Source organism: Subtercola lobariae (assembly GCF_014640255.1).
Classification (GTDB): domain Bacteria; phylum Actinomycetota; class Actinomycetes; order Actinomycetales; family Microbacteriaceae; genus Subtercola; species Subtercola lobariae.
Map to the genome: position 1 here is coordinate 171,039 of NZ_BMGP01000005.1, position 24,493 is coordinate 195,531.

A 24,493-nucleotide genomic window follows, 5' to 3' on the forward strand; every position below is an offset into this window, starting at 1 on the left:
GGACGAACGCGACGGCCTGGGCGGTCGCGTTCGTCCGAAAAAGTCGCTCAAACCGCCGTTAGGCCTCGCCGAAGCCCGACTCGATGAGGGTGGCGAGGGCGTCGAGGGCAGGCTTGCCCTCGGCGTCTGCCGTCGAGAGCGTTGCGGTGGTGCCGCGAACGAGCCCCAGCGACATGATGCCGAGCAGGCTCTTCGAGTCTTTGCCGTTGATCGAGATCTTCGACGTGAACGTGTTCGCCAGCTTCACGAATTCGGCGGCCGGGCGCGCGTGCAGGCCGTCTTTGTTCACGATGGTGACCGTACGCGAGAGCCCGGCACCTTCGGGCGCTGCGGGGGGTTGCCCCGGCGCGCTTGATGCCCCTGGTGCTGTCGCTGGTGTTGGTGATGCCGAACCCACGGGGTCTGGGCCGGGCACCTCACCCGAGTCGCCGCGCGCCGACTCGGCGGCCGCGACCACCGCGTCGAGCATGCCACCGATCTCGGCGGTCACCGAGGCCGCGACGGCACCCTCCACCAACGGAGCATCGACGATCACGACCCGCTCACGCACATCGTCGTCGAGAAAGTCGAGGGCCGTCTCGGCGGTCAGGATGGCCGAGCCCAGGTCAGCGAGAACAACCACGCCCACGCCTGAATCCACCTCGCCGATCGCGGCCGTGACCTTGTCGAAACTGGTGCCGATTCCGCCTTCGTCGGTACCTCCGGCCGCAGCCAGAGACGTGGCCGGAGCCATCTGCGCAGCCAACTCCACAAGACCCTCGGCGATCTTCGTGCTGTGCGAGACAAAAACCAGCCCCACCTTGCCCTCGGTACCGGGCATGCTATGAGGCCGAGCCGTCGTCAGCCGAACTGCCTTCGCCAGCCGAGCTGTCGTCGGCCGCTGCAGTGTCTGCCGCAGCCCGAATCAGCAGCGCCGACGACTGCGATCCCGGGTCGCGATGACCGATCGCCCGCTCCCCCAAGTAACTCGCCCGGCCCTTGCGCGCCACAATGGGCTCGGTGGATTCAGCGCCCTTCTCGGCGGCGTCAGCCGCGGCTTGTAAGATCTCGACCTCGTTCTTTCCGTCGGCGAGGGCTGCCGCCGCGGCATCCACTGCCGGAGTCCAGGCGTCGATCATGGTCTTGTCGCCCACCTCGGCCTTGCCGCGCAGCACCACGCCGTCACGGGCTGCCGTGAGCAGGGCGACGATGGCCGCGCCGTTCAACTCGGGTTCTTTACCCACAGCGCCGGCGGCCTTCAGGTACGCCGTACCGAGCAGCGGGCCTGAGGCGCCGCCGACCGTAGAGATGAGTGTCGTCGCCACAAGTTTTAGAGCATCACCTGGAACCGAATCTGGCGGCAGGTCATCGAGCTTGCCGAGAACGGCCGTGAACCCTCTGTCAAGATTCTCGCCGTGGTCACCGTCGCCGATTTCGCGGTCGAGGGTGATCAGTTCGACACGGTGCTCAGAGATGACGCGCGCGCTTTGCCTGATCCAGTCGGTTACCCAGGTGATGCCCAAACTCATAGCTGTTCTACCTTCCCCACCGAAGTGCTGCGGTCTGCACAGGAGCATCCCACAGTTCGGTCAGTTCATCATCGAGCTTCAACACAGTGATCGAGGCGCCCTGCATCTCGAGCGAGGTGACGTAATTGCCCACCAGGGTTCGTTTCACCGTGATGCCCTTTTCGGCGAGCACCTCTGCGGCGCGGCGGAAGACGATATACAACTCGACGAGTGGGGTGCCGCCCATGCCGTTGACGAAGAGCAGTATCTCATCGCCTGAGGCGAAGGGCAGGTCTTCGAGAATCGGCTCGAGCATCCGGTCGACGATGGCATCGGCCGGCTCGAGCTTGATGCGCTCGCGACCGGGCTCGCCGTGGATGCCGATGCCGATCTCGATCTCGTCGTCTGCCAGCGTGAAGCTCGGTTCGCCGGCGTGCGGAACGGTTGGTGCGGTAAGCGCGATGCCGAGGGTGCGGGTCTGCGCGTTCACCTTCGTGGCCACGTGGGCGACGGCGTCGAGATCGTCGCCTCGTTCGGCGGCAGCACCGGCGATCTTCTCGACCAGAACCGTGCCGGCAACGCCGCGACGACCTGCGGTGTAGAGACTGTCTTTCACGGCTACGTCGTCGTCGACGATCACCGTTCGCACTTCGATGCCTTCGGCGCCCGCCAGATCTGCCGCGGTTTCGAAGTTGAGCACGTCACCGGTGTAGTTCTTCACGATGTGCAGCACGCCGGCACCACCGTCGACGGCCTGAGTCGCGGCGAGAATGGGGTCAGGGGTGGGCGAGGTGAAGATGGGCCCGGGAACGGCGGCATCGAGCATCCCGAAGCCCACAAAACCGCCGTGCAAGGGTTCGTGACCGCCACCGCCACCGCTGACCAGCCCCACCTTGCCCGAGAACGGCGCACCCTTGCGCACGATGTAGAGGGGGTCGTGCGAGACGGTGACGAGGTCGCCGTGAGCCAGCTCGATGCCGGCCACCGCCTCGGCTACGACGTCTTTCGGATCATTGATGAGCTTCTTCATTGAAAATCCTTCATCTGGTTAGAGCGCCGGCGGGTCAGTCGGCCGCTCGAGCACCAACCTACGCCTTTTGGATGCTCGCGAGTAGGGCGAACTGGCTCGTCGTAGTCGCTCGGCGGCACGCGGGGGGCTCAGCGCTGAGTGGCCGCGACCCACTGCGTGAGTTTGCGCTCGGCGGCCCCGGAATCGATAGCCGCGGCAGCCGTCTGCATCTGCTCGGTGAAACGTTCGACGATGCTGCGCTGTACCTGGCTCGGGTCACGGGCGAGCTCGAAGGCGACAAGACCGGCTGCTGCGTTCAAGAGCACGATGTCGCGAACGGGGCCGGGCTCGCCCGCCAAAACGCGGCGCACGGTCTCGGCGTTGGCACGGGCATCCCCACCGCGCAGCTCGTCGATGTGCGCACGCTTGAGGCCGAGGTCGCGGGGTTCGAGGTCGTGTTCGGTCACCGCACCGCGCGACACCTCCCAGATGTGGCTGTGCCCGGTAGTCGTCAGCTCGTCGAGCCCGTCATCGCCACGCAAGACCAGCGCTGTTGCGCCGCGAGTCTGAAACACGCCCACGAACAGCGGCACGCGGTCGAGCTGCGCCACGCCGACCGCAGATGCCTCGGGTCGCGCGGGGTTGCAGAGTGGGCCGAGGTAGTTGAAAACGGTCGGAATGCCGAGTTCAGAACGCACCAGCCCGGCGTGTCGAAAACCGGGGTGGAATTTCGCGGCGAAGGCGAACGTGATTCCCGCTTCGGCGAACACCTCAGCGACCTGCTCGCCTTCGAGGTCGAGATTCAGCCCGAGAGCGGCTAGCACGTCTGACGAGCCGGCGAGTGAACTCGCTGCACGGTTGCCGTGCTTGACGACCGGCACGCCCGACCCTGCGGCCACGATCGAGGCCATGGTCGAGACGTTGACTGTGCCGAACCGGTCGCCCCCGGTGCCCACGATGTCCAGGGCGAACGGGTCGACATCGAGCGGAATGGCGTGGTCGAGAATCGCGTCGCGAAAGCCCACGATCTCGTCGACGGTTTCGCCTTTCGAGCGCAGGGCGACCAGAAAACCGGCCAGTTGAGCGGGTGTCGCCCGCCCCTCCATGACCTCGTTCATGGCCCAGGTGGCGTCGTAGATCGACAGGTCTTTCTGCTCGAGAAGAGAAGAAATTAGATGAGACCAACTCTGTTCAGACGCCATAACAGCGATCCTAAATGGTGCAGAGAGGCAGCCCGATTGGAATCGACTTCTACAACCTGTGGCAAATGCGAAACAGCGGATAAGAAATCGGACATAATGGAACCGTGACGAGCCAATCGCTGAACCAAACCACCACCGCACCCCTGGTGCAGCGGCCCAATGTTGTGGCCGTCGGCACGATCGTCTGGCTGGGCAGCGAAGTCATGTTCTTCGCCGGCCTGTTCGCGATCTACTTCACACTGCGCTCGACTTCGCCGCAGCTGTGGAATACCGAGGCCGGTCATCTGAACGTACCGTTCGCAACCGTGAATACGCTGATCCTCGTGTCATCGTCGTTCACCTGCCAATTCGGTGTGTTCGCCGCTGAGCGCCTGCAGAAGCGTGCCACGGGGTGGAAGCCCACGCAATGGGGCATGGTCGAGTGGTTCTTCCTCACCTACCTGCTGGGCGCCTGCTTCGTCTCGGGCCAGGTCTGGGAGTACTCCAACCTGGTTCAAGAGGGCATCACCATCAGCTCATCGGCCTACGGTTCGGCCTTCTACCTCACGACCGGTTTCCACGCACTTCACGTCACCGCGGGTCTGTTCACCTTCCTGCTGATGATCGGTCGAGCGTTCGCCGTGAAGAACTTCGGTCACCGCGAAGCAACGAGCGCCATCGTCGTCTCGTACTACTGGCACTTCGTCGACGTGGTGTGGATCGGCCTGTTTCTGGTGATCTACATCCTCAAATAGCACGTCGCGAACAGAGATCGCCCGCCGATCACTTTTCGAGCACATCGCACCACACAGTGTCACAAAAGAAAGTTGAGAGAATGGCCCGCAAACCAGCGAAAGCGAACAGACGACACCCCCTGGCTACTGTCGTTCTGATCGCGATCGGGCTCGCCTTCACCGGCGGCGGGTACGCGCTCTTCACCAGCACTGCAACCGCGCAGACCGATACGGCTTCATCGACCTCGCAGTCGAGCGTCGATGAGGGCAAGAAGCTGTTCGCCGCCAACTGCGCCACCTGCCACGGCATGTCGCTCGAAGGCAGCACGGCGGGGCCGGCCCTGCTCGGCGTCGGTGCGGCATCCGTCGACTTCCAGGTGGGCACCGGCCGCATGCCGCTCGCAATGCAAGGCCCTCAGGCGATGGAGAAGCCGCCGCAGTTCACCGAAGAGCAGACGCAGGCGCTGGCCGACTACGTCGCATCGCTCTCACCGGGCCCAGCGATTCCCACCGATGACCAGCTCACCGCGAACGGTAACGCGACCAACGGTGGCGAGCTCTTTCGCATCAACTGCGCCATGTGCCACAACGTCGCGGGCGCCGGTGGAGCTTTGACAGAGGGCAAGTTCGCGCCCTCTCTCACCGGGGTCGACTCCAAGTACATCTACGAGGCCATGTTGACCGGCCCGCAGAACATGCCCGTGTTCAACGACCACAACATCACGCCTGAAGACAAGCGCGACATCATCACCTACCTGAAGTACATCCAGAACAACGACTCGACCGGCGGCTACGACCTCGGCAACCTCGGCCCCGTCGCCGAGGGTCTGTTCATCTGGATCTTCGGAATCGGCGCTGTCGTCGCACTGACGGTCTGGCTCACAGCGAAGTCGAACTAACAACTTCGGCCAGACCTGCACCTACATTTGAGGCTCGAAAGGGAACACCATGGCACACGACGACAGCAGCGGTAAGGACCTTGCCGCTACCTCGTCTGGGTTAGACGGCGCATCAACCGGTACTGCGGTTGCTACGACTGACGCCGGTCACGCAGAGGCCGACGGCGGCCTGGCCGTCATCGCCACCGATACGTTCGCCAACCCGGGTCTTCCGGCGACGAGGCACCGCGCAACAGATCTCGACCCGAAGAAGGCCCGCACTGCGCAGCGTGCGGTGTACACCCTCTTCTACATCTCGATCGCCGGCAGCATCTTCGCCTTGGCCGCGTACATGGCGTTCCCGATTACCGACGACCTAGCATCCGTTCGTCTCAACTCGGTCTTCCTGGGCCTCGGCATCACGCTCGCCCTGATGGGCATCGGCCTCGGCGCCGTGCACTGGGCGAAGTCGCTCATGTCAGACGAAGAGGGCGAAGACATTCGTCACCCCGTTCGCGGAACCGAGGCAACCCGCACCGCTGCGGTTCAGATCTTCGACGAAGCGAACAAAGAGTCGGGCTTCGGCCGCCGCACCCTCATTCGCAACAGCCTCATCGGCGCTCTGGTCGCCTTCCCGCTGCCGGCTGTCATCTTGTTCCGTGGGCTCGCTCCCGAGTACAACAACCCGGCCGCGTTGCTCGAAACAACCATGTGGAAGACAGGCACCCGTCTGACGCTCGACCCGTCGGGCCTTCCGGTCAAGGCTGCAGACGTCACCATCGGGTCGGCATTCCACATCATTCCCGAGGGTCTGAATGACACTCCCGACAGGCTTGAGCAGAAGGCCAAGGCCGCCGTTCTGCTCATGCGCGTGAACGTCGCCGATCTGAAGATCAGCCCCGGGCGCGAAACGTGGAACTACGACGGCATCGTCGCGTACTCCAAGATCTGCACGCACGTCGGATGCCCGGTGGCACTCTTCGAGCAGCAGACCCACCACCTCCTCTGCCCGTGCCACCAGTCGACGTTCGACGTCAACAACGAGTGCGAGGTCATCTTCGGCCCGGCCAAGCGGGCCCTGCCTCAGCTGCCCATCACGGTCGACAGCGAGGGCTACCTCATCGCGCAAAGCGACTTCACTGAGCCGGTCGGCCCAAGTTTCTGGGAGCGTTCATGACTACCATCGAAAGATCAGACACACCCCACGAGGTTGTCGATCCTGCCTTCGCCGAGGCTCCCAAGCTCGCTGCCACGCCGTCGTCACGCTTCACCGCTGCGGCCGCGAACTACATCGACGAGCGCACCAGCATCTCAGCAGTGGTCAAAGAGTTCGGCCGCAAGATCTTCCCCGACCACTGGTCGTTCATGCTGGGTGAAGTCGCGCTCTACAGCTTCGTCGTCATCATTCTCACCGGCACCTTTCTGACGTTCTTCTTCCAAGCGTCGATGGCGCCCGTCATCTACAGCGGCCCGTTCGTGCCGCTCAAGGGCGTCGAGATGTCGTCGGCCATGGATTCGGCGCTGAAGATCTCGTTCGAGATCCGCGGCGGTCTGTTGATCCGCCAGATTCACCACTGGGCGGCGCTGCTCTTCATCGCCTCCATCGGCATGCACATGCTGCGCATCTTCTTCACGGGCGCGTTCCGCAAGCCGCGCGAACTGAACTGGACCATCGGGTTCTTGCTGTTCATCCTTGCTCTCGCCGAAGGCTTCACCGGCTACTCGCTGCCTGACGACCTGCTCTCGGGTAACGGCCTCCGCATCATCGACGGCATGGTCAAGGGCATTCCGTTCGTCGGCACCTGGATCTCGTACCTGATCTTCGGCGGCGAGTTTCCCGGTCAGCAGATCGTCGGCCGCCTGTACACACTGCACATACTCTTACTGCCCGCCATAATCGTGGCGATGATCGCCTTGCATCTTGTGTTCGTTGTGGTGCATAAGCACACCCAATATGCCGGGCCCGGCAAGTCGAACGAGAACGTCATCGGCTACCCGGTGCTTCCGGTCTACGCGGCCAAGGCCGGCGGGTTCTTCTTCATCGTGTTCGGTGTGATCGCGCTCATCGCGTCGTTCTTCCAGATCAACCCGATCTGGAACTACGGTCCATACGACCCATCGCCGGTTTCGGCCGGTACCCAGCCCGACTGGTACATCGGCTTCGCCGACGGTGCTCTGCGATTGATTCCCCCGGGCTTGGAGTCTGTCATCTGGGGCCACACGTACTCGTGGAACATCTTGATACCCATCGTGGTATTAGGGTTGTTCATCTCTATCGTGGCGCTCTACCCCCTCGTCGAGGGCTGGGTGACGGGCGACAAGCGCGAGCATCACATTCTCGACCGGCCGCGCAATGCTCCCACGCGTACCGCAATCGGCGCTGCAGGCGTGACCTTCTACGCGGCGCTCTGGGCGGCGGCGAGTTCTGACCTCATCGCCACTCATTTCCAGCTGTCGATCGAGGCGGTCATCCACACCATTCAGGCCACCGCGATTCTCGGCCCGATCATCGCCTACTTCATCGCCAAGCGTGTCTGCCTGGCGCTGCAGAAGAAAGATCGCGAGATCGCTCTGCACGGCTTCGAGTCAGGTCGTATCGTTCGCCTGCCCGGCGGCGAGTACATCGAGGTTCACCAGCAGGTCGACGATTACGAGCGCTGGCGCCTGGTGACCTTCAACGAGTACAAGCCGCTGATGATCCGCCCGAACGCCAAGGGCAAGATCACGCAGACGCAGCGCCTCCGCGCTCGCATGTCGCGCTGGTTCTTCGAAGACCGCATCGCGCCGGTCACCAAGACCGAGCTCGAGCGCCAGTCGCACGACCACCACTAGGGCGCTCTTCCGCCCCAGACACAGGATGCCCTCCCCCACCGCGCGGGGAGGGCATCCTTTTTTCGTACCGCCCCACCCCTCGCCACGACCGCCACTCCAACGCGCCGCACCGTATTTCGTGCCGCCCACCCCGCGCCACGACCGCTCCTCCAACGCAGCGCAAGTGCCTCGCCGCCCCGCCCCCGCCCCGACCAGGTGAGCCTGATACGCCCAATTGAGCCCGCTCTAGCGGGCTCAATTCGCTTTACCGGGCTCACTGGCGGCTCCCCCATCGGAAGTGAGACCGTTGCGCACACGTGGAGGTCGCTGTGGGAGCCTCAGTCCGGTCGTACGGGGCGCGATGGATGCGGATCCGCGTGTGGCCAGCGGACACCGGCACGACGGCACACCGGCACGGTGGCACGGCCGCACGGCGGCACGGTGGCACGGAATCATCGGGGCACGGAATCGCCGGCGAACGACGAAGGCCCTCACACGTGCGCCGGAGCGCAGTGGGAGGGCCTTCAGGGAGCCGTGAGGCGGGGTTTAGCGGGCGAAGAAGCCGCGGTAGTACTCGTAGACCCAGCCGACGATGGCCACGAGAATGAGGCCCACGCCGATGAAGCAGATCCAGGTGCCCACAGCAAGTCCGATGAAGAAGATCGCGAGTGAGCCGCCGAGGATGATCGGCCACCAGCTCCACGGGCTGTAGAAGCCCATTTCGGGGTCTCCGTCGTCGATGTTCGACGTCAAGATGTCTTCGGGCAGCTCACCGCCCTGAGCAGCGTGCACGCGGCCCAGGTAGAACGCGATGAAACCACCGAGAATGGCGCCCAGCGCGATGCCGATGGTGCCCACCCACTCCACGTAGCCGTAAGAGATCAACGACCACGTGACGTAGATGGCGTCGGCGAGCAGAAAGAAGCCCGACAGCAACCAGAAGACAGTGATATTGGCGCGCACGCTATTTCACCTTTTCGCTTTGAATATCGTACGTCGGCGCGTCTGGCGCGTCTTTCGCCGGCCCCACACCGACCGGCACGCCGGCTTCGGGGTGGTTCAGGTCGAAGGCCGGAGACTCGCTGCGAATGCGGGGAATCGACGTGAAGTTGTGGCGCGGCGGCGGGCACGACGTGGCCCATTCGAGCGATCGGCCATAACCCCAGGGGTCGTTGACCGTGACTCGAGGAGACTTACGCGCAGTGATGTACACGTTCAAGAAGAACGGGATCATCGACGACGCCAGCAAGAAGGCACCGACCGTAGATATCTGGTTCATCCAGGTGAACCCGTCAGAGGCCGAGTAACTCGCGTACCGACGAGGCATGCCCACCACTCCCAGCCAGTGCTGGATGAGGAATGTGGTGTGGAACCCGATGAACAGCAACCAGAAGTGCCACTGGCCGAGCTTCTCGTTGAGCATCTTGCCCGTCCACTTCGGCCACCAGAAGTAGAAGCCCGAGAACATGGCGAACACCACGGTACCGAACACCACGTAGTGGAAGTGCGCGACGACGAAGTACGAGTCGGAGACGTGGAAGTCGAGCGGCGGCGACGCCAGGATGACACCGGTCAGGCCACCGAACGTGAAGGTGATCAAGAAGCCGATCGCCCACATCATGGGTGTCTCGAAGGTGACAGAACCGCGCCACATCGTGCCGACCCAGTTGAAGATCTTCACACCCGTCGGCACCGCGATGAGCATGGTCATCAGGGCGAAGAACGGGAGCAGAACCGAACCGGTGACGTACATGTGGTGAGCCCAGACCGTAACCGACAGGGCCGCGATGGAGATGGTTGCGTACACAAGAGTGCGGTACCCGAAGATGGGCTTGCGGCTGAACACCGGCAGCACTTCAGAGATGATGCCGAAGAACGGCAGCGCGATGATGTACACCTCGGGGTGACCGAAGAACCAGAACAGATGCTGCCAGAGCAGCACTCCGCCGTTGGCGGCGTCGTAGATATGCCCGCCGAACACCCTGTCGACGCCGAGCGCCGAAAGCGCAGCAGCCAGAACCGGGAAGGCCATCAGAACGAGGATGGACGTGACGAGAATGTTCCAGGTGAAGATGGGCATGCGGAACATCGTCATACCGGGAGCCCGCATCGTGATGATGGTGGTGATGAAGTTGACGGCACCGAGAATCGTTCCGAAACCACTCAGAACGAGCCCGAACACCCAGAGATTACCGCCGTCTCCTGGTGTGAATGTCGTACTCGAGAGCGGGGCGTAGGCGAACCAGCCGAAGGATGCCGCGCCCTGGGGGGTGAGGAAACCGCCGACCGCGATGGCCGAACCGAAGGTGTAGAGCCAGAACGCGAGCCCGTTCAGGCGGGGGAACGCAACATCCGGAGCACCGATCTGCAGGGGCATGAGCACGTTGGCGAAGCCTGCGAACAACGGTGTCGCGAACATCAGCAGCATGATCGTGCCGTGCATGGTGAACAGCTGGTTGTACTGGTCGTCAGTGGCCAGAAGCTGCTGACCGGGCTCGAAGAGCTGAGCACGGATGACCAGCGCCATCACCCCGCCGAGGCAGAAGTAGATGAACGACTCGATCAGGTACATGTACCCGATGGTCTTGTGGTCGGTGGAGGTGATCCACTTGACGAATACGTTGCCCTTACGCTCGACCGGCGTCAATTTGGGGGCGGTTAGTGTGCTCATCTTCGCGCCTTCTAGTTCGTGCTCGTAGTGATCGCTGAACCGACGGTATCTGCGATCGCCGCTGGGTTCGGCTCGGCCGGGGGCTGTGCGCCGAAGGCGTCGGCACCCTCGTCGAGCGGCGAGACGCCGCCGGGAAGGTTCGTGTTGCGGTTGTAGTCGTCACCGAGCTGGCCTACGTTGCCCGCAGCCTTGAGAGAGGCCGTATAAGCGTCGAAGTCTGCTTGCGAAACGACTTTCACGTTGAACAGCATGTCTGAGTGGTATTCGCCACAGAGCTCGGCGCACTTACCGGCGAACGTTCCGATGCGCTCAGGCGTCACGTACATATAGTTGGTCTTGCCCGGAATCATGTCTTTCTTGTACAAGAAGTCGATGACCCAGAACGAGTGGATGACGTCACGCGAGTGCAACTCGATGGTGATCTTCTTGCCAACCGGCAGGTACAGCGTGGGAATCTGGCTCTCGACGAGAGCGCTGTTCGCGTCACTGCCCGCAGACGACGAATCGGGCGAGGCCGCCTGAACACCCGCGGTGTAGGTGTTCTGGTCGACGTAGTTGAAGTCCCACGCCCACTGCTTGCCGTAGACCGAGATGGTCTGGTCGGGCTGCGCGTAGGGCTGCTCGATTTCGGCCTGGTCTTGCGCCGTGAAGGCGAAGAAGCCGAGCACCAGAATGAGCGGAACGATCGTGTAGAAGATCTCGATGGGCATGTTGTACCGCAGCTGAACCGGCAGGCCCGTCTGGCCACGACGGCGGCGGAAGACGACCACGGCCCAGATGGTGAGGCCCCAGGTGATGATGCCCACGGCGAGCAGCACGATCCATGACGTGACCCACAGACCGGTCACCTTGTCGGTGTTGTTCGTTGTGCCTGGTTCAGCCGGCAGGAAGCCCTGCAGCTGCTGTTGGGAGCAGCCCGCGAGCAGCAGGCCCACGGTCACCACAACGGGAATGGCGACCCATCTAAGACGTCGGTTCGAGCGCACCTGTAACCCTTCGGATGTACTGCTGGCAGATCTTGTGTCAAGTGTATTTGACGCTGCCTAGCCTAATGTGTCGAATTCAGGCTGAATGTTTATCTGGGTGCGGCTGGCAGGTGTGTCTGCATGTGCCGAGAGCACGAAAAAGCCCCCGACTTCCGCTAGATAGCAGGCCTCGGGGGCAAAGCTGAGTAATTCTACCCAGCGTAGAAATTTTTTTAGTGGAACGAGTCTCCACAGGCGCAACTGCCCGCAGCGTTGGGATTGTCGATGGTGAAGCCCTGCTTCTGAATCGTGTCTTCAAAATCGATGGTTGCGCCGTCGAGGTAGGGAACGCTCATCTTGTCGACGATGACCTCGACGCCGTTGTAGTCGACCACGCCGTCGCCGTCGAGCTGGCGCTCGTCGAAGTAGAGCTGATAGATGAGCCCCGAGCATCCGCCCGGCTGCACAGCGACGCGCAGACGCAGGTCGTCGCGGCCCTCTTGTTCGAGCAGGCTGCGCACCTTCGCGGCGGCCTGATCGGTGAGGCCGACCTTGTGCTCAGGCGCATCGACGATGGTGTTGCTTGAGATAACGCTGTCGAGAACCGTGTCGCTCATATCTGTCTCCTATCGGGTGACCAGTCGTGTCGAAATTCTAAGCCTGCAACCTGCGTGCGAGGCGAATCATTCCGAAAGTCGCGAGAAATGTTCGGGCAAGGGGGCGTCACTGCATGCTGCCGAGCTCGTCGAGCGACGATTCGGCGAGCCGCGAGAGCAAGAGCGCCTCGGTCAGAATGGCTCGCTTGAACACGCCGAGGTGCAGCGACTCGTTGGGGCTGTGGGCACGAGTGTCGGGGTCTTCTACGCCGGTGACCAGAATCTGCGCGGCAGGAAACACCCGCACGAGATCGGCGATGAAGGGAATCGAGCCGCCCACTCCGGTCTCGACCGGAGCGACGCCCCAGGCGTCGGCCATGGCCTGCTTGGCGGCGGCCACGGCCCATCCACTCGTGTCGACGAGGAAGGGCTGCCCGGTGTCGATGTCGCTGAACTCGAGGTGTGCCCCGAAGGGCGCGTGGGCGCGCAGGTGGGCTTGCAGGGCCTCGAGGGCCTGCCGGGCATCCTGCCCCGGAGCGACCCGCGAACTGATCTTCACGGCGATGCTCGGTGACAGCGTGTTCGAGGCGTTGGCGACGGTGGGCGCGTCGATACCGGTGACCGTGACCGAGGGCTGGGCCCAGAGGCGGGAGAGAATCGGTCCGGTGCCGATGGGTGTGACGCCGGGCAGCAGACCGGCGTCGGCCGCGAAGCTCTCTACCGAGCTCTCGGGAACCGCTTCGCCCGACGAGGTGAGGCCGGCTACCGCGACGCTGCCATCGACATTCCAGAGCGTGTCGAGCAGGCGGATGGTCGCGAGCATCGCATCGGGGGCGGCTCCCCCGAACATGCCCGAGTGGGAGGCGTGCTCGAGCGTCGAGACCGTGAGCTTGAACGTGACGTTGCCGCGCAGGCTGATGGTCAGGGCGGGGGTGTCGACGTTCCAGTTGTCGGAGTCGGCGACGATGATGACGTCGGCCGCCATTTCTGCGCGATGAGTCTGCAGAAAGTCGGCGAACGAGCGCGAGCCGAACTCTTCTTCACCTTCGATGAAGACCACCAGGCCCAGGTCGAGGTCGTCTCCATAAGCGTCGGCGAGGGCTCGCACGGCGGCGACGTGCGAGACGACGCCGGCCTTGTCGTCTGCCGCGCCGCGGCCGTAAAGCCGGTCGCCGCGAACAGTGGGCTCAAAGGGTGGCGACTGCCAGTCGGCGTCGGCGCCGGGCGGCTGAACGTCGTGGTGGGCGTAGAGCAGCACGGTGGGCTTGCCGTTGCGGGCGGCTCGGGTTGCGAGCACGGCGGGTTGGCCTTGCTCGGGCGTTTTGTTGTTCTGGTCTGGCGAATCGGCCCGCTCGGCTCGGTCGCTCTGTTCGCCCGAATCGACGGCCGCGCGGGCGATCGTCACCGTGTCGAACACGCCGATGCCCTCGAACAGCGCGGCCACGGCCTCAGCACTTGCGGCCACGTTAGCGGGGTCGAAAGCATCCCACGACACCGACGGAATGCGCACCAGATCGGTCAGATCGGCGATCGAGGTCGGCAGCGAGGCTTCAATGAAGCTCCGGATGCCCGGCTCCCGTTCGCCGCCAGCGTGTACTTTCTCGGCAGAACTGCCCTGTTCATCGGTCATACGGGTAATCTTAAGGGGCTGGCTGTTTCCGCCCGCGAGACTGGCAAGGACAAGACTGTGGCAAAGCGAGATTCAAGCGTCGACGTGATCGACTCAGACACCGTGACGGCGCCCGCGCCCGACGTGGCTCCCGCGGGCAAAGGCCGGGCCACTCCCACGCGTAAAGAGCGTGAGGCCGCCAACAAGAAGCCGCTCGTACCAAGTGATCGCAAAGAGGCCGCCCGTTCGGCCAAGACGCAGAACCAGGTTTCGCGTGAACGTGCCCGAGTCGGCATGGCCGCGGGCGAAGAGAAGTATTTGCTGGCCCGTGACAAGGGTGTTCAGCGCAGGTACATTCGCGACTACATCGACGCACGTTTCAGTGTGGGCGAGTTCATCATTCCGGTGATGTTCGGGGTAATTCTGCTGACGCTCGTGCCGAACACGAGCATCCAGACCTACCTGATGCTCGTGCTCTACGCCTTCGTTCTCGTCGTGGCCATCGACATCTACCTGATGGGTAACCGCATCAACAAGCTCCTGCGTGCCAAGTACGGCTCGCTCGACCGCGGCCTGCGCTGGTACGGCGCCATGCGCGCCCTGCAGCTGCGCCCCATGCGCCTGCCGAAGCCGCAGGTGAAGCGCGGCCAGTTTCCCGCGTAATTCTCTGAACGTGGCCGCGCATTCGCGGCAAACCGAAGGCCCATCAGCGTTGACTACGGCGCCGATGGGCCTTCGGTTTGCGATCACCAAGATCAGGGTGCAGCGACTACGTTCAGCGCATAGACGGTGTCACGCACGTGCGAGTTGTAGCTCGCTTCGACAGTTATCGAATCTGCACCCGGATGCTCGGGGTCAGGCGTGAACGTGGCTGCGCCGCTGTGCGGGTCGAAGTCAGTGACCGTGCCGAACTGAGGCTGCTTCACGATGGAGTAGGTCAGAGATTCGCCTGAAAGCTGACTCCAGCCGGCGGGGCCGGAGAGGAAGCAGATCGGGTTGATTCTGACCGGGGTGGCCGCATCTGTAGTGGCCCCACCCGTCATGCAGCCCGGAACGACGTCACTGACGTGTATCGGAATCGTGACGTCGGGCGACGAAATGCCAAACCGATCGACCGCCTTGACCGTGATCTGATCGGTGAATTCGCCCGAGATGGCACCCGCTTGGTAGTAGTGCAGCTGCGAACCTTCGAACCACGCGGTGCCCTTCGTCGCATTGGTCACGATCTGGGGAGTGAGATAGTCGCCACTCTGGGCTTCGAAGCTGTCACGGTCGACGTCGGTGAACCACGAGTTCGCGTCGACGACCGACTCCATTCCTCGCAGCACGTTTACGGCGGGTGCGCCGCTGATGGCAGGCGCGTTTCGAACTCTGAAGATCACGTTGAACGGAAACGAATATGTTCCGTCGGCAGAGACCGCCCACACAAGCGATGAAACGAATTGGCTGCTTGCATCCGACGTCGCGGTGTAGTCGATTCTGGCACCGTCTGTGCTCACCAGGGGAATGCCCAGCGTCGTGTCCGCGTAGGTATGATCGATCACGAGTCGCACCGGCTTCTCGGCGGGTGATGACTCGCAGCCGGCCTGATCGATGCTGAACGATGAGGCCAGGCCCGGCCCGGCATCGATGACCCCGCCTGAGCAGATCGGCACAGTTCGGTCGGAATCGATGTTCACGCCGAGCTTCGCGCGGTTCGTTCCGATCGAATAGCCCGTGTCGAGATCGCAGACGAAGATGCCGTTCTTGCCGATGCACGAGCTGATGTTGTTGTTGGTCGTCGCAAAGACCGCGCGCGCCAGCTGAGCGTCGTCGTTGGGAATGTCGATGCCGATGGTCGACTGGTTGAATCTGACCGCGTAGGCGACGACGAGATCCGAAATCACTGCACTCATCACCGGCGTGACTTCTGCCACGTCTTTGAGCCCATCGAGCCCGTTGACTCCGCGAGTCATGTTCACACCGTTGGGAAGCGTCCACGAGAAAATGAACTTACTGTTGCCTGGGCCCAGGTCTTTTCCAGCGTTCTTGTTGGTAATGACCTTCAGGCCTTTGGGAACCGCGTTCTTGTCGACGCCCGACTTGTCAGGACGTCGACCATCCTCATCTGCAGTCGAGCCCGTTGAGCCTTGCGGAAACGGAAAAACGGGCACGCCGGCATAGATCTCATCTGAAACCCGCGACGCCTCGTTGATCTTCATCGTGTCCCAGTCCAGCTTGACACCGCCCGCGACAGCGGCCGCGGCGTAGTCGGCCGCAGCTCCGGCGATCGCCGAAGCGTTGGGAGCCATCGCGTTCGCGAAAAGGCTACTCGAAAGGTAACTCGCCTCAGTGTCTAGCGGATTCTGCGTTGCGTTGTCGCCCAGCGGTGGCACTGCCGTCGAAGTGTAGGGAGCGACGGAATAGTCCGGCGCGTCTATCGGAGTCGCATCGGCCGAGTCCTGATCGAACCCCGAATGCGTGTTTCGCCACTGTTCCTCGAGATAGGCCTCGGAATACGGGCAGACGTTGTCGTCATACTCCCCTGCCTCGGGGTCACTATTGCCGGTGTTGTCGCCTGATGGGTTACCAAGACACGTGTATGCATTGGCTGCTGCAATAGGCAGCGCAGAGAAGGCACCGACCACCGCCAGGCCGCACACGAGCATAGCTAAGGCGCGTTTGTGTTTCATACGTCACTCCGAGAGTCTGAGGGCGTGGTTCGCCCCACTCCCTAAGAGACTCTCGACCGACGGTTCTATTACGCGAGCCGGCTTATATTCAGCGGGCGGAGCGGATGCGCAGCAGGCCGCGGTTGATGTCGCGCGCCCAGAGCGGGCCGCGGTAGAGGAATGCGGTGTAACCCTGCACGAGGGTGGCGCCGGCCGCGAGGCGCTCGGCGACGTCTTCGGCGGTTTCGATGCCGCCGACCGAGATGACGCAGAGCTCTGCCGGAACGACCGAACGCACGAGCTTCAGCACCTCGAGCGAGCGAGTCGCCAGGGGCGCACCGGAGAGGCCGCCGGCGCCGGCCGCCTCGACTTTTGCGGGGTCGCTCGTCAGGCCCGTGCGGGCGATGGTGGTGTTCGTGGCGATGATTCCGTCGAGGCCGAGCGACACGGCGAGTTCGGAGATGCGGCGCACTTCGTCGTCGGTCAGGTCGGGGGCGATCTTGACAAGCAGCGGAGTGGTGCCGGCCTCTTCGCGCACGGCGACGAGAAGCGGCGCGAGTTTGTCGAGTTCTTGCAGGCCACGGAGGCCTGGGGTGTTCGGCGAGCTGACGTTCACGACGAGGTAATCGGCGACGGGGGCGAGGGCGCGGGCGCTGGTGCGGTAGTCATCGATAGCGTCGTCGACGTCGACGACGCGGCTTTTGCCGATGTTGACTCCCACGATGGGGCGCCACGGGGCTGCTGTGGTTTCCGCGATGCGGAGGGCCGCGGGGCCCGCTCCGCCGTTGTTGAAGCCCATGCGGTTGACGACGGCACGATCATCCACGAGCCTGAAGAGGCGTGGCCGGGGGTTGCCGGGCTGCGCTTTGGCAGTGAGAGTGCCCACTTCGACGTGGCCGAAACCCAGCTGGCCGAGGCCGAGAACGGCACGGCCGTCTTTGTCGAAGCCGGCGGCGACCCCGAACGGCGACTCGAATCGCAGGCCGAGCGTTTCGACGGCGAGCGACGGGTCGGGTGCGGTGACGCGGCGCATTCGTTCACCGAGCGCGGTGCGCGGCAGGGCTCGAATGAAGTCGAATGCCAGGTGGTGGGCGTCTTCGGGGTCTAAACGGGTCAGAAAGTGGCGAAAGAGCAGCGAATACGCCGTCACGAGGCGTCGCCCGCGGCAGGGTGGGGATGCTCGGGTGCGGCCTCGACGGTGACCGTCGCGATCGACGCGAGTGCGCCATCGACACACGTCACGAGGCGTCGCCCGAAGAAGCGGGCCTCGCCGAAGCCGAGTCAGTCGCCGAGGAATCGTGCTCGACGCGCAGCAGCGTGATGGCCGCCTCGAAGTCGTCGAGTGAGTCGAAGGCTTGATAGACACTGGCGAACCGAAGGTAGGCGACCTCATCGAGCTCACGGAGCGGCTGCAGAATCGCCAGACCGATGTCGTTCGCCTCGACCTGCGCTGCACCGGTAGAGCGAACGGTCTCTTCGACCCGCTGCGCGAGCACCGCGAGGTCGGAGTCGGTGACCGGTCGACCTTGGCACGCCTTACGCACACCATTCATGATCTTCTCGCGGCTGAACGGCACCACAACACCACTGCGCTTGATGACGTTGAGGCTGGCCGTTTCGGTGGTGCTGAAGCGGCGCCCGCAGTCGGGGCATTGGCGGCGACGCCTGATGGCGACCCCGTCATCACTGGTGCGCGAATCGACGACGCGAGAGTCTGGGTACCGGCAGTACGGGCAATACATGGTGCGTTCAGTTTACCGGGCAATGCGCGGCGACGATCGCGCCGACAGCGAGCGACCCGGTAGATTCTCAGACCGCGATCGACCACCACAGAGCGCAGAGCGCAGAGCGCAGAGCGCCGAGCGCCGAGTGCCGAGCGTCACGCTACCGGGGAAAGCGCGCGGCAACCGCCTCAGCGTGTGCGGGCAGGTTCTCTGAGTTCGCGAGGTCGTGGATGTTCGCACTGACCGCCTCGAGCGCATCGTGGTCGTACCGAATCACCTGCTGCGGCCGCAAGAACGTGTAGGCGCCGAGCCCTGACGAGAACCGTGATTGACCGCCCGTAGGCAGCACGTGATTGGATCCCGCGAGGTAATCGCCGAGGCTGACCGGCGAGTACGACCCGATGAAGATGGCTCCCGCAGAATGGATGCTCGCCAGCACCGCATCGGCATCCTGAACCTGAAGCTCGAGGTGCTCGGGGCCGTACGCATCGCTGAACCGGGCCGCTGCCGCAAGGTCGTCGACCAGCACAATGGCCGACTGCTGGCCGCCCAGCGCTACCAGAACGCGCTCGGCGTGCGGCGTGCCGTTCGCGCAACCTTCAAGTTCAACTCGAACTTCATCTGCGAAAGCGGGCGAGGTCGTGACAAGCACCGCGGCTGCCAGTTCGTCGTGCTCGGCCTGGCTCACCAGGTCTGCGGCGACGTAAGCCGCGTTGGCGCTCTCGTCGGCGATGATGAGAATCTCGGTGGGGCCGGCTTCGGAGTCGATTCCGGTGCGGCCGCGCACGATGCGTTTGGCCGCGGCCACATAGACATTGCCCGGGCCGGTGATGATCTGCACGGGCTCGAGCCCGATGTCGTGCACCCCATAGGCGAGGGCGCCGATGGCTCCAGCGCCGCCCATGGCGTACACCTCGGTGATGCCGAGCAGGCCCGCGGCGCCGAGGATGGTCGGGTGCACTCCCCCGCCGAACTCCGCCTGCGGGGGTGAGGCCAGCGCGATCGAGCGCACGCCTGCGGCCTGCGCCGGCACGACGTTCATCACCACGCTCGACGGGTAGACCGCCTTACCGCCGGGCACGTAGAGGCCCACCCGTTCGACGGGCTGCCAGCGCTGCTCCACCACGGCGCCCGGGCCGAGTTCGGTGCGTGCGGCGGGCGGAATCTGCGCGGCAGTCGCCTTGCGAACTCTGTCGATGGCTTCATCGAGGGCCGCGCGAACGCCCTGCGGGAGGGCGTCGACGGCAGCCGCGATCTCAGCTTCAGGCACGCGGATGCTCGCTGCCTCGCCCCCGTCGAACCGTTCAGCCTGAGCGCGCAGGGCGTCGACCCCGCGCTCACGAACGTCGTCGATGAGCTGCTGTGCGGCATCCTGAGCCACCGCAACATCGGTCACCGCCCGCGGAACGAGTTCGAGGTACTGCGCGCGGCTCGGGGTCATGCCCCGCAAATCAATGGTCTGAATCACCACCTCAGCCTACCGACCCCTCCCGCCCCCGGCCCTGCCCCCTTTTCGCAATCGAGAGGTCGAAATCTCTCCTAACCGGCGCGTTTTAGGAGAGATTTCGACCTCTCGATTGTGGTGGTGGGTGGGGGGTGGTTCGGGTCAGGTGAGGCAGGCCGGGCCGAGGAGGGATTTCAGCTCGCCGTAGAGGTCTGCCGTGACACGCACACGGAAGGGAATCTCGAACACGCGCGCAGTTTGCCCCTTGATGAGTTTCAGGCGCACCTCGCTGTCACCCGAGTGCCTGATCAGCACGTCGTTCAGAGCCTGCACGGTTTCAGTCGTCGCACGGGCATCCGCCATCGAAATCTCGATGGGCCCGTTGTCGCCGCCTGCCTGCCCGAGATCTGGGCTGAACAGGCTGAAGGCGTGCAGGTTGAGCCCGTCATCCCGCATCGACACGCGCCCGCGAACCACCACGATGGAGTCGTTGGTGAGCGCCGGCGAGAACTCTTGGTACGCCTTGCCCATGAACATAGCCGTGACCTCGCCGCCGAAGTCTTCGATCACGATCGAGCCGTACTGGTTGCCTGAGTTTCGGGCGACGCGGTGCTGCACGTTCGTAATGAGCCCGGCAACGGTCACCGTTTCGCCGTCGGCGATGTGCTCGCTCGTCAGCAGGTCGCTGATGGTCACCGAAGCGTGTTTCGCGAGCGGTATCTCCAGGCCGGCAAGTGGATGATCGGAGACGTAGAGCCCGAGCATGTCGCGCTCGAAGGCGAGTTTGTCACGCTTTGACCACTCCGGTCGCTCGGGCACCTGGCGGTGGTCTTGCGGAAGATCCCACAGCGAGTCGAAGTCGAAGCCGACTTGACCATTCGCCTCGGCCCGCTTCTCGCTGACGGCGGCCTCGACGGCGCCTTCGTGAATCTCGACGAGGGCACGACGGGTGTCGCCGAGTGAGTCGAACGCACCCGCCTTGATGAGCGACTCGACCGTGCGCTTGTTCGCGGCCTGTAGCGGAATCTTCTGCAGAAAGTCATGGAACGAGGTGTAGCGGCCTTTTTCTTCGCGCGCCGAGCGGATGCCTTCGACCACGTTCGACCCGACGTTTCGCACCGCGCCGAGCCCGAACCGAATATCTTCGCCCACAGCAGCGAAGAACCCGATCGACTCGTTCACATCGGGCGGGAGCACCGTGATGTTCATGCGCCGGCACTCGTTGAGGTAAATGGCCGACTTGTCTTTCGAGTCGCCGACGCTGGTGAGAAGCGCGGCCATGTATTCGGCCGGGAAGTGCGCCTTCAGGTAGGCCGTCCAGTAGGAGATTACGCCGTACGCGGCGGAGTGCGCCTTGTTGAAGGCGTAGTCGGAGAAGGGCAGCAGAATGTCCCAGAGCGTCTTGACCGCGGCTTCGGAGTACCCATTCGCATGCATGCCGCCAGAGAAGCCTTCATACTGCTTGTCGAGCTCGCTCTTCTTCTTCTTACCCATGGCCCGCCGCAGCAGGTCGGCTTGGGCGAGAGTGAACCCGCCGAGCTTCTGCGCGATCGACATGACCTGCTCTTGGTACACGATGAGGCCGTAGGTACCACCGAGCACCTCTTTCAGCGGCTCTTCGAGCTCAGGGTGAATGGGCGTGACCAGCTGCAGCCCGTTTTTGCGCAGCGCGTAGTTCGTGTGCGAGTCGGCACCCATCGGGCCCGGCCGATAAAGCGCCAGGATGGCCGAGATGTCTTCGAAGTTGTCGGGTTTCATCAGGCGCAACAGCGAACGCATGGGCCCCCCGTCGAGCTGAAACACCCCGAGCGTGTCACCGCGGGCGAGCAGCTCGTAGGCCGGAACGTCGTCGAGCTCGAGCTCTTCGAGCACCGGCCGAAAACCGCGGTTCGACTGGATGTTGTCAAGCGCGTCGTCGATGATCGTGAGGTTTCGAAGCCCCAAGAAGTCCATCTTGATCAACCCGAGCGATTCGCAGGCCGGGTAGTCGAACTGGGTGACGATCTGACCGTCTTGTTCGCGCTTCATGATCGGAATGATGTCGATCAGCGGGTCGCTCGACATGATCACACCCGCCGCGTGCACTCCCCATTGGCGCTTCAGGTTCTCGATGCCGACGGCCGTGTCGAAGACGGTTCGTGCTTCGGGGTCGGCCTCGATGACGGCCCGCACATCCGCTGCCTCTTTGAACCGTGGATGATCGCGGTCGAAGATTCCCGACAGCGGAATGTCTTTGCCCATGATGGGTGGCGGCATCGCCTTGGTGAGTTTCTCGCCCATGCCGAACGGAAAGCCGAGCACGCGCGAGGAGTCTTTGAGCGCTTGCTTCGCCTTGATGGTGCCGTAGGTCACGATCTGCGCGACCCGCTCGTCGCCGTACTTCTCTGTGACGTACCGGATCACCTCGCCTCGGCGCCGGTCGTCGAAGTCGACGTCGAAGTCGGGCATCGAGACGCGGTCGGGGTTCAAGAACCGCTCGAAGATGAGGCCGTGGCGAAGCGGGTCGAGGTCGGTGATGCGCATGGCGTACGCGGCCATCGAGCCGGCGCCCGAACCTCGGCCGGGCCCGACGCGAATGCCGTTGTTCTTCGACCAGTTGATGAAGTCGGCGACCACAAGAAAGTAGCCGGGGAACCCCATCTGCACGATGACGCCGACCTCGTAGTCGGCTCGGGCGCGAACCTCAGGCGAGATACCGTTCGGGTAGCGCTCGACGAGGCCCTTCTCGACCTCTTTGATGAACCAGGTGTCTTCGGTTTCACCTTCAGGCACGGGGTAGCGCGGCATGTAGTTCGCGGCGGTGTCGAACTTGACCTCGCAGCGCTCGGCGATGAGCAACGTGTTGTCGCAGGCCTCGGGGTGATCGCGAAAGATCTGCCGCATCTCGGCGGCCGACTTCAGGTAGAACTCGTCGGCGTCGAACTTGAAGCGGTTCGGGTCGCTGAGTGTCGACCCCGACTGCACGCAGAGCAGTGCGGCGTGACTGGTGGCGTCGTGGGCGTGGGTGTAGTGCAAGTCGTTGGTGGCTACGAGCGGCAGGTCGAGCTGCTTGGCGAGACGCAACAGGTCAGCCATGATCTGGCGTTCGATGCCCAGACCGTGATCCATGACCTCAGCGAAATAGTTCTCGGCCCCGAAGATGTCGCGGTAGTCAGAAGCGGCCTTCACGGCCTCGTCGTATTGGCCGAGACGCAGGCGCGTCTGAACCTCGCCCGACGGGCATCCGGTGGTCGCAATCAAGCCGTTGGAGTACTGGGCGAGCAGTTCGCGATCCATGCGCGGCTTGAAGTAGTAACCCTCGAGCGAGGCGCGTGACGACAAGCGGAAGAGATTGTGCATGCCGGCAGTGTTCTCGCTGAGCAGCGTCATGTGGGTGTACGCGCCCGAGCCCGAGACGTCGTCACGACCGGAGTTCGGGCCGCCCCAGCGAATTCGGGTTTTGTCGCCCCGATGGGTGCCGGGCGTGATGTAGGCCTCGGTGCCGATGATGGGCTTGATGCCGGCGTCGGTGGCCGTCTTCCAGAAGTCGAAAGCGCCGAAGACGTTGCCGTGGTCGGTGACGGCGACCGCGGGCATCCCTTGCTCGACTGCAGCTTCGATCAGGGGTTTTACCCGTGCGGCACCGTCGAGCATGGAGTACTCACTGTGCACGTGAAGGTGAACGAATGAGTCGGTTCGGGTGGGCACAGATTCTCCGGCTAGCTAGATGTCGAGAGATTCAGTTTAGCTGTTCGGCTCGGCTGACTCGCCGATGCACGCCGCCGATTTCGAGGGCTGCGAGGCCGACTTCAGACGTCGCGCGGCACGATTCAGTCTTCGCGCAGCACGTCGAGGGCGTGCTGCAGATCGGCCGGGTAGGTCGATTCGAACGACACATATTCGCGCGAGGTCGGATGCACGAAACCGAGCCTCAGGGCGTGCAACCACTGCCTCGACAGCCCGAGCCTGGCCGAGATCTGCGGGTCGGCGCCGTACATCGCATCACCGACACAGGGATGACGCTGAGCCGCCATATGCACGCGGATCTGGTGCGTGCGGCCCGTCTCGAGATGAATCTCGAGTAGCGAGGCGCTCGGAAACGCCTCGATGGTCTCGTAGTGCGTGACCGACGGTTTGCCTGAGGCGACCACTGCAAACTTCCAGTCGGAGCGCGGGTGGCGGCCGATGGGGGCGTCGATGGTGCCGGCGAGGGGGTCGGGATGCCCCTGCACGACTGCGTGGTAGATCTTGTCTACCTCGCGGTCATGAAAGAGCCGCTTGAGCCAGGTGTAGGCCTCTTCGCTCTTCGCCACGACCATGAGCCCACTGGTACCCGCGTCGAGGCGGTGCACGATGCCGGCGCGTTCGGCGGCACCGGAGGTGGAGATGCGAAATCCGGCCGCGGCGAGGGCGCCGAGTACCGTGGGGCCCGTCCAGCCGACCGAGGGATGCGCGGCCACACCCACGGGCTTGTCGACCACCACGATGTCGTCGTCGTCGTAGATGATGGTGAGGTCTTCGACCGGGGTCTCGACGATGCGTAATTCTTCGCGCGGAGCCCAGCTCACCTCGAGCCAGGTGTCGCGGCGCAGGCGATCAGACTTCGAGACGACACGGCCATCGACCACCACTCCCCCGGCGTCGACGACCTCGGCCGCGAATGTGCGCGAGAAGCCGAGCAGTTTGGCGAGCCCGGCGTCGACCCGGTCTCCGTCGAGGCCGTCGGGTACCGGAAGTTGGCGGTACTCCACGCC

20 protein-coding genes are annotated in these 24,493 nt (G+C 63.7%); 5 read left to right on the forward strand and 15 right to left on the reverse strand.

Features of this window, described 5'->3' with window-relative positions; all coding sequences use genetic code 11:
- Positions 1 to 58: 58 nt before the first annotated feature.
- The 4 genes from dhaM to trpD all read right to left on the reverse strand — a co-directional run bounded on the left by dhaM (position 59) and on the right by trpD (position 3,698).
- Positions 59 to 820: a dihydroxyacetone kinase phosphoryl donor subunit DhaM gene (gene dhaM / locus IEX24_RS13975; protein ID WP_188679223.1), complete on the reverse strand. Its 762-nt coding sequence runs from the start codon at positions 818 to 820 to the stop codon at positions 59 to 61.
- A gap of 1 nt (position 821) precedes the next feature.
- Complete coding sequence (gene dhaL, locus IEX24_RS13980) at positions 822 to 1,508, reverse strand: dihydroxyacetone kinase subunit DhaL (protein ID WP_188679224.1); 687 nt, start codon at positions 1,506 to 1,508, stop codon at positions 822 to 824.
- 7 nt (positions 1,509 to 1,515) lie between these two features.
- A complete protein-coding gene (dhaK, locus tag IEX24_RS13985) occupies positions 1,516 to 2,517 on the reverse strand; it encodes a dihydroxyacetone kinase subunit DhaK (RefSeq protein ID WP_188679225.1) in 1,002 nt (333 codons plus the stop codon).
- Positions 2,518 to 2,645: 128 nt separating this feature from the next.
- Complete coding sequence (gene trpD, locus IEX24_RS13990; RefSeq protein WP_188679226.1) at positions 2,646 to 3,698, reverse strand: anthranilate phosphoribosyltransferase; 1,053 nt, start codon at positions 3,696 to 3,698, stop codon at positions 2,646 to 2,648.
- Positions 3,699 to 3,802: 104 nt separating this feature from the next.
- Between trpD and ctaE the strand changes: the two genes are divergently transcribed.
- From ctaE to qcrB, 4 genes are all read left to right on the forward strand, one after another.
- The gene (gene ctaE, locus IEX24_RS13995) at positions 3,803 to 4,432 is read left to right on the forward strand and encodes an aa3-type cytochrome oxidase subunit III (RefSeq protein WP_229715326.1); all 630 of its coding nucleotides are present in this window, start codon (positions 3,803 to 3,805) and stop codon (positions 4,430 to 4,432) included.
- Positions 4,433 to 4,512: 80 nt separating this feature from the next.
- Positions 4,513 to 5,310 (forward strand): cytochrome bc1 complex diheme cytochrome c subunit, encoded by a 798-nt coding sequence (gene qcrC / locus IEX24_RS14000; RefSeq protein WP_188679227.1) that lies wholly within the window; start codon positions 4,513 to 4,515, stop codon positions 5,308 to 5,310.
- A 49-nt stretch (positions 5,311 to 5,359) separates the two neighbouring features.
- Positions 5,360 to 6,466 (forward strand): cytochrome bc1 complex Rieske iron-sulfur subunit, encoded by a 1,107-nt coding sequence (gene qcrA, locus IEX24_RS14005; protein WP_188679232.1) that lies wholly within the window; start codon positions 5,360 to 5,362, stop codon positions 6,464 to 6,466.
- Complete coding sequence (qcrB, locus tag IEX24_RS14010; protein WP_188679234.1) at positions 6,463 to 8,121, forward strand: cytochrome bc1 complex cytochrome b subunit; 1,659 nt, start codon at positions 6,463 to 6,465, stop codon at positions 8,119 to 8,121. Before qcrA ends, qcrB begins: the two co-directional genes overlap by 4 nt.
- Positions 8,122 to 8,646: 525 nt before the next feature.
- On the opposite strand, the gene IEX24_RS14015 is transcribed toward qcrB, so the two are convergent.
- The 5 genes from IEX24_RS14015 to IEX24_RS14035 all read right to left on the reverse strand — a co-directional run bounded on the left by IEX24_RS14015 (position 8,647) and on the right by IEX24_RS14035 (position 13,962).
- Entirely contained in the window at positions 8,647 to 9,063 is a 417-nt protein-coding gene (locus IEX24_RS14015) for a cytochrome c oxidase subunit 4 (protein WP_188679236.1), read from the reverse strand.
- A 1-nt stretch (position 9,064) separates the two neighbouring features.
- On the reverse strand, positions 9,065 to 10,771 hold the full coding sequence (gene ctaD / locus IEX24_RS14020; protein ID WP_188679238.1) for an aa3-type cytochrome oxidase subunit I: 1,707 nt from the start codon (positions 10,769 to 10,771) through the stop codon (positions 9,065 to 9,067).
- Positions 10,772 to 10,782: 11 nt separating this feature from the next.
- Positions 10,783 to 11,757, reverse strand: coding sequence for an aa3-type cytochrome oxidase subunit II (gene ctaC / locus IEX24_RS14025; protein WP_188679240.1), 975 nt, complete (start codon positions 11,755 to 11,757; stop codon positions 10,783 to 10,785).
- A gap of 212 nt (positions 11,758 to 11,969) precedes the next feature.
- The gene (erpA, locus tag IEX24_RS14030) at positions 11,970 to 12,353 is read right to left on the reverse strand and encodes an iron-sulfur cluster insertion protein ErpA (protein ID WP_188679242.1); all 384 of its coding nucleotides are present in this window, start codon (positions 12,351 to 12,353) and stop codon (positions 11,970 to 11,972) included.
- Between the two features lie 106 nt (positions 12,354 to 12,459).
- Positions 12,460 to 13,962, reverse strand: coding sequence for a dipeptidase (locus IEX24_RS14035; RefSeq protein ID WP_188679244.1), 1,503 nt, complete (start codon positions 13,960 to 13,962; stop codon positions 12,460 to 12,462).
- A gap of 57 nt (positions 13,963 to 14,019) precedes the next feature.
- Between IEX24_RS14035 and IEX24_RS14040 the strand changes: the two genes are divergently transcribed.
- Positions 14,020 to 14,604 carry a DUF3043 domain-containing protein gene (locus IEX24_RS14040; protein WP_229715328.1) on the forward strand — a complete coding sequence of 195 codons (585 nt, stop codon included), beginning with the start codon at positions 14,020 to 14,022 and terminating at the stop codon, positions 14,602 to 14,604.
- Positions 14,605 to 14,696: 92 nt separating this feature from the next.
- Here the strand turns inward: IEX24_RS14040 and IEX24_RS14045 are convergent, their stop codons facing one another.
- The 6 genes from IEX24_RS14045 to IEX24_RS14070 form a co-directional block, all read right to left on the reverse strand.
- Positions 14,697 to 16,613 (reverse strand): hypothetical protein, encoded by a 1,917-nt coding sequence (locus IEX24_RS14045; RefSeq protein ID WP_188679246.1) that lies wholly within the window; start codon positions 16,611 to 16,613, stop codon positions 14,697 to 14,699.
- Between the two features lie 88 nt (positions 16,614 to 16,701).
- On the reverse strand, positions 16,702 to 17,742 hold the full coding sequence (locus IEX24_RS14050; protein ID WP_188679247.1) for a quinone-dependent dihydroorotate dehydrogenase: 1,041 nt from the start codon (positions 17,740 to 17,742) through the stop codon (positions 16,702 to 16,704).
- Positions 17,743 to 17,830: 88 nt separating this feature from the next.
- Complete coding sequence (gene nrdR / locus IEX24_RS14055) at positions 17,831 to 18,334, reverse strand: transcriptional regulator NrdR (protein WP_188679248.1); 504 nt, start codon at positions 18,332 to 18,334, stop codon at positions 17,831 to 17,833.
- A 142-nt stretch (positions 18,335 to 18,476) separates the two neighbouring features.
- Entirely contained in the window at positions 18,477 to 19,781 is a 1,305-nt protein-coding gene (gene hisD, locus IEX24_RS14060) for a histidinol dehydrogenase (protein ID WP_203586033.1), read from the reverse strand.
- Between the two features lie 141 nt (positions 19,782 to 19,922).
- A complete protein-coding gene (gene dnaE / locus IEX24_RS14065; protein WP_188679662.1) occupies positions 19,923 to 23,393 on the reverse strand; it encodes a DNA polymerase III subunit alpha in 3,471 nt (1,156 codons plus the stop codon).
- Between the two features lie 176 nt (positions 23,394 to 23,569).
- Positions 23,570 to 24,490: an RluA family pseudouridine synthase gene (locus IEX24_RS14070; protein WP_188679249.1), complete on the reverse strand. Its 921-nt coding sequence runs from the start codon at positions 24,488 to 24,490 to the stop codon at positions 23,570 to 23,572.
- Positions 24,491 to 24,493: the final 3 nt, after the last annotated feature.

Coding starts and splice junctions, on each gene's coding strand:
- dhaL (WP_188679224.1), bottom strand. CDS start 1,508: ATGAGTTTGGGCATCACCTGGGTAACCGACTGGATCAGGCAAAGCGCG.
- erpA (WP_188679242.1), bottom strand. CDS start 12,353: ATGAGCGACACGGTTCTCGACAGCGTTATCTCAAGCAACACCATCGTC.
- dnaE (WP_188679662.1), bottom strand. CDS start 23,393: ATGCTCGACGGTGCCGCACGGGTAAAACCCCTGATCGAAGCTGCAGTC.
- trpD (WP_188679226.1), bottom strand. CDS start 3,698: ATGGCGTCTGAACAGAGTTGGTCTCATCTAATTTCTTCTCTTCTCGAG.
- qcrC (WP_188679227.1), top strand. CDS start 4,513: ATGGCCCGCAAACCAGCGAAAGCGAACAGACGACACCCCCTGGCTACT.
- IEX24_RS14045 (WP_188679246.1), bottom strand. CDS start 16,613: ATGAAACACAAACGCGCCTTAGCTATGCTCGTGTGCGGCCTGGCGGTG.
- qcrA (WP_188679232.1), top strand. CDS start 5,360: ATGGCACACGACGACAGCAGCGGTAAGGACCTTGCCGCTACCTCGTCT.
- ctaD (WP_188679238.1), bottom strand. CDS start 10,771: ATGAGCACACTAACCGCCCCCAAATTGACGCCGGTCGAGCGTAAGGGC.
- nrdR (WP_188679248.1), bottom strand. CDS start 18,334: ATGTATTGCCCGTACTGCCGGTACCCAGACTCTCGCGTCGTCGATTCG.
- qcrB (WP_188679234.1), top strand. CDS start 6,463: ATGACTACCATCGAAAGATCAGACACACCCCACGAGGTTGTCGATCCT.
- IEX24_RS14035 (WP_188679244.1), bottom strand. CDS start 13,962: ATGACCGATGAACAGGGCAGTTCTGCCGAGAAAGTACACGCTGGCGGC.
- dhaK (WP_188679225.1), bottom strand. CDS start 2,517: ATGAAGAAGCTCATCAATGATCCGAAAGACGTCGTAGCCGAGGCGGTG.
- dhaM (WP_188679223.1), bottom strand. CDS start 820: ATGCCCGGTACCGAGGGCAAGGTGGGGCTGGTTTTTGTCTCGCACAGC.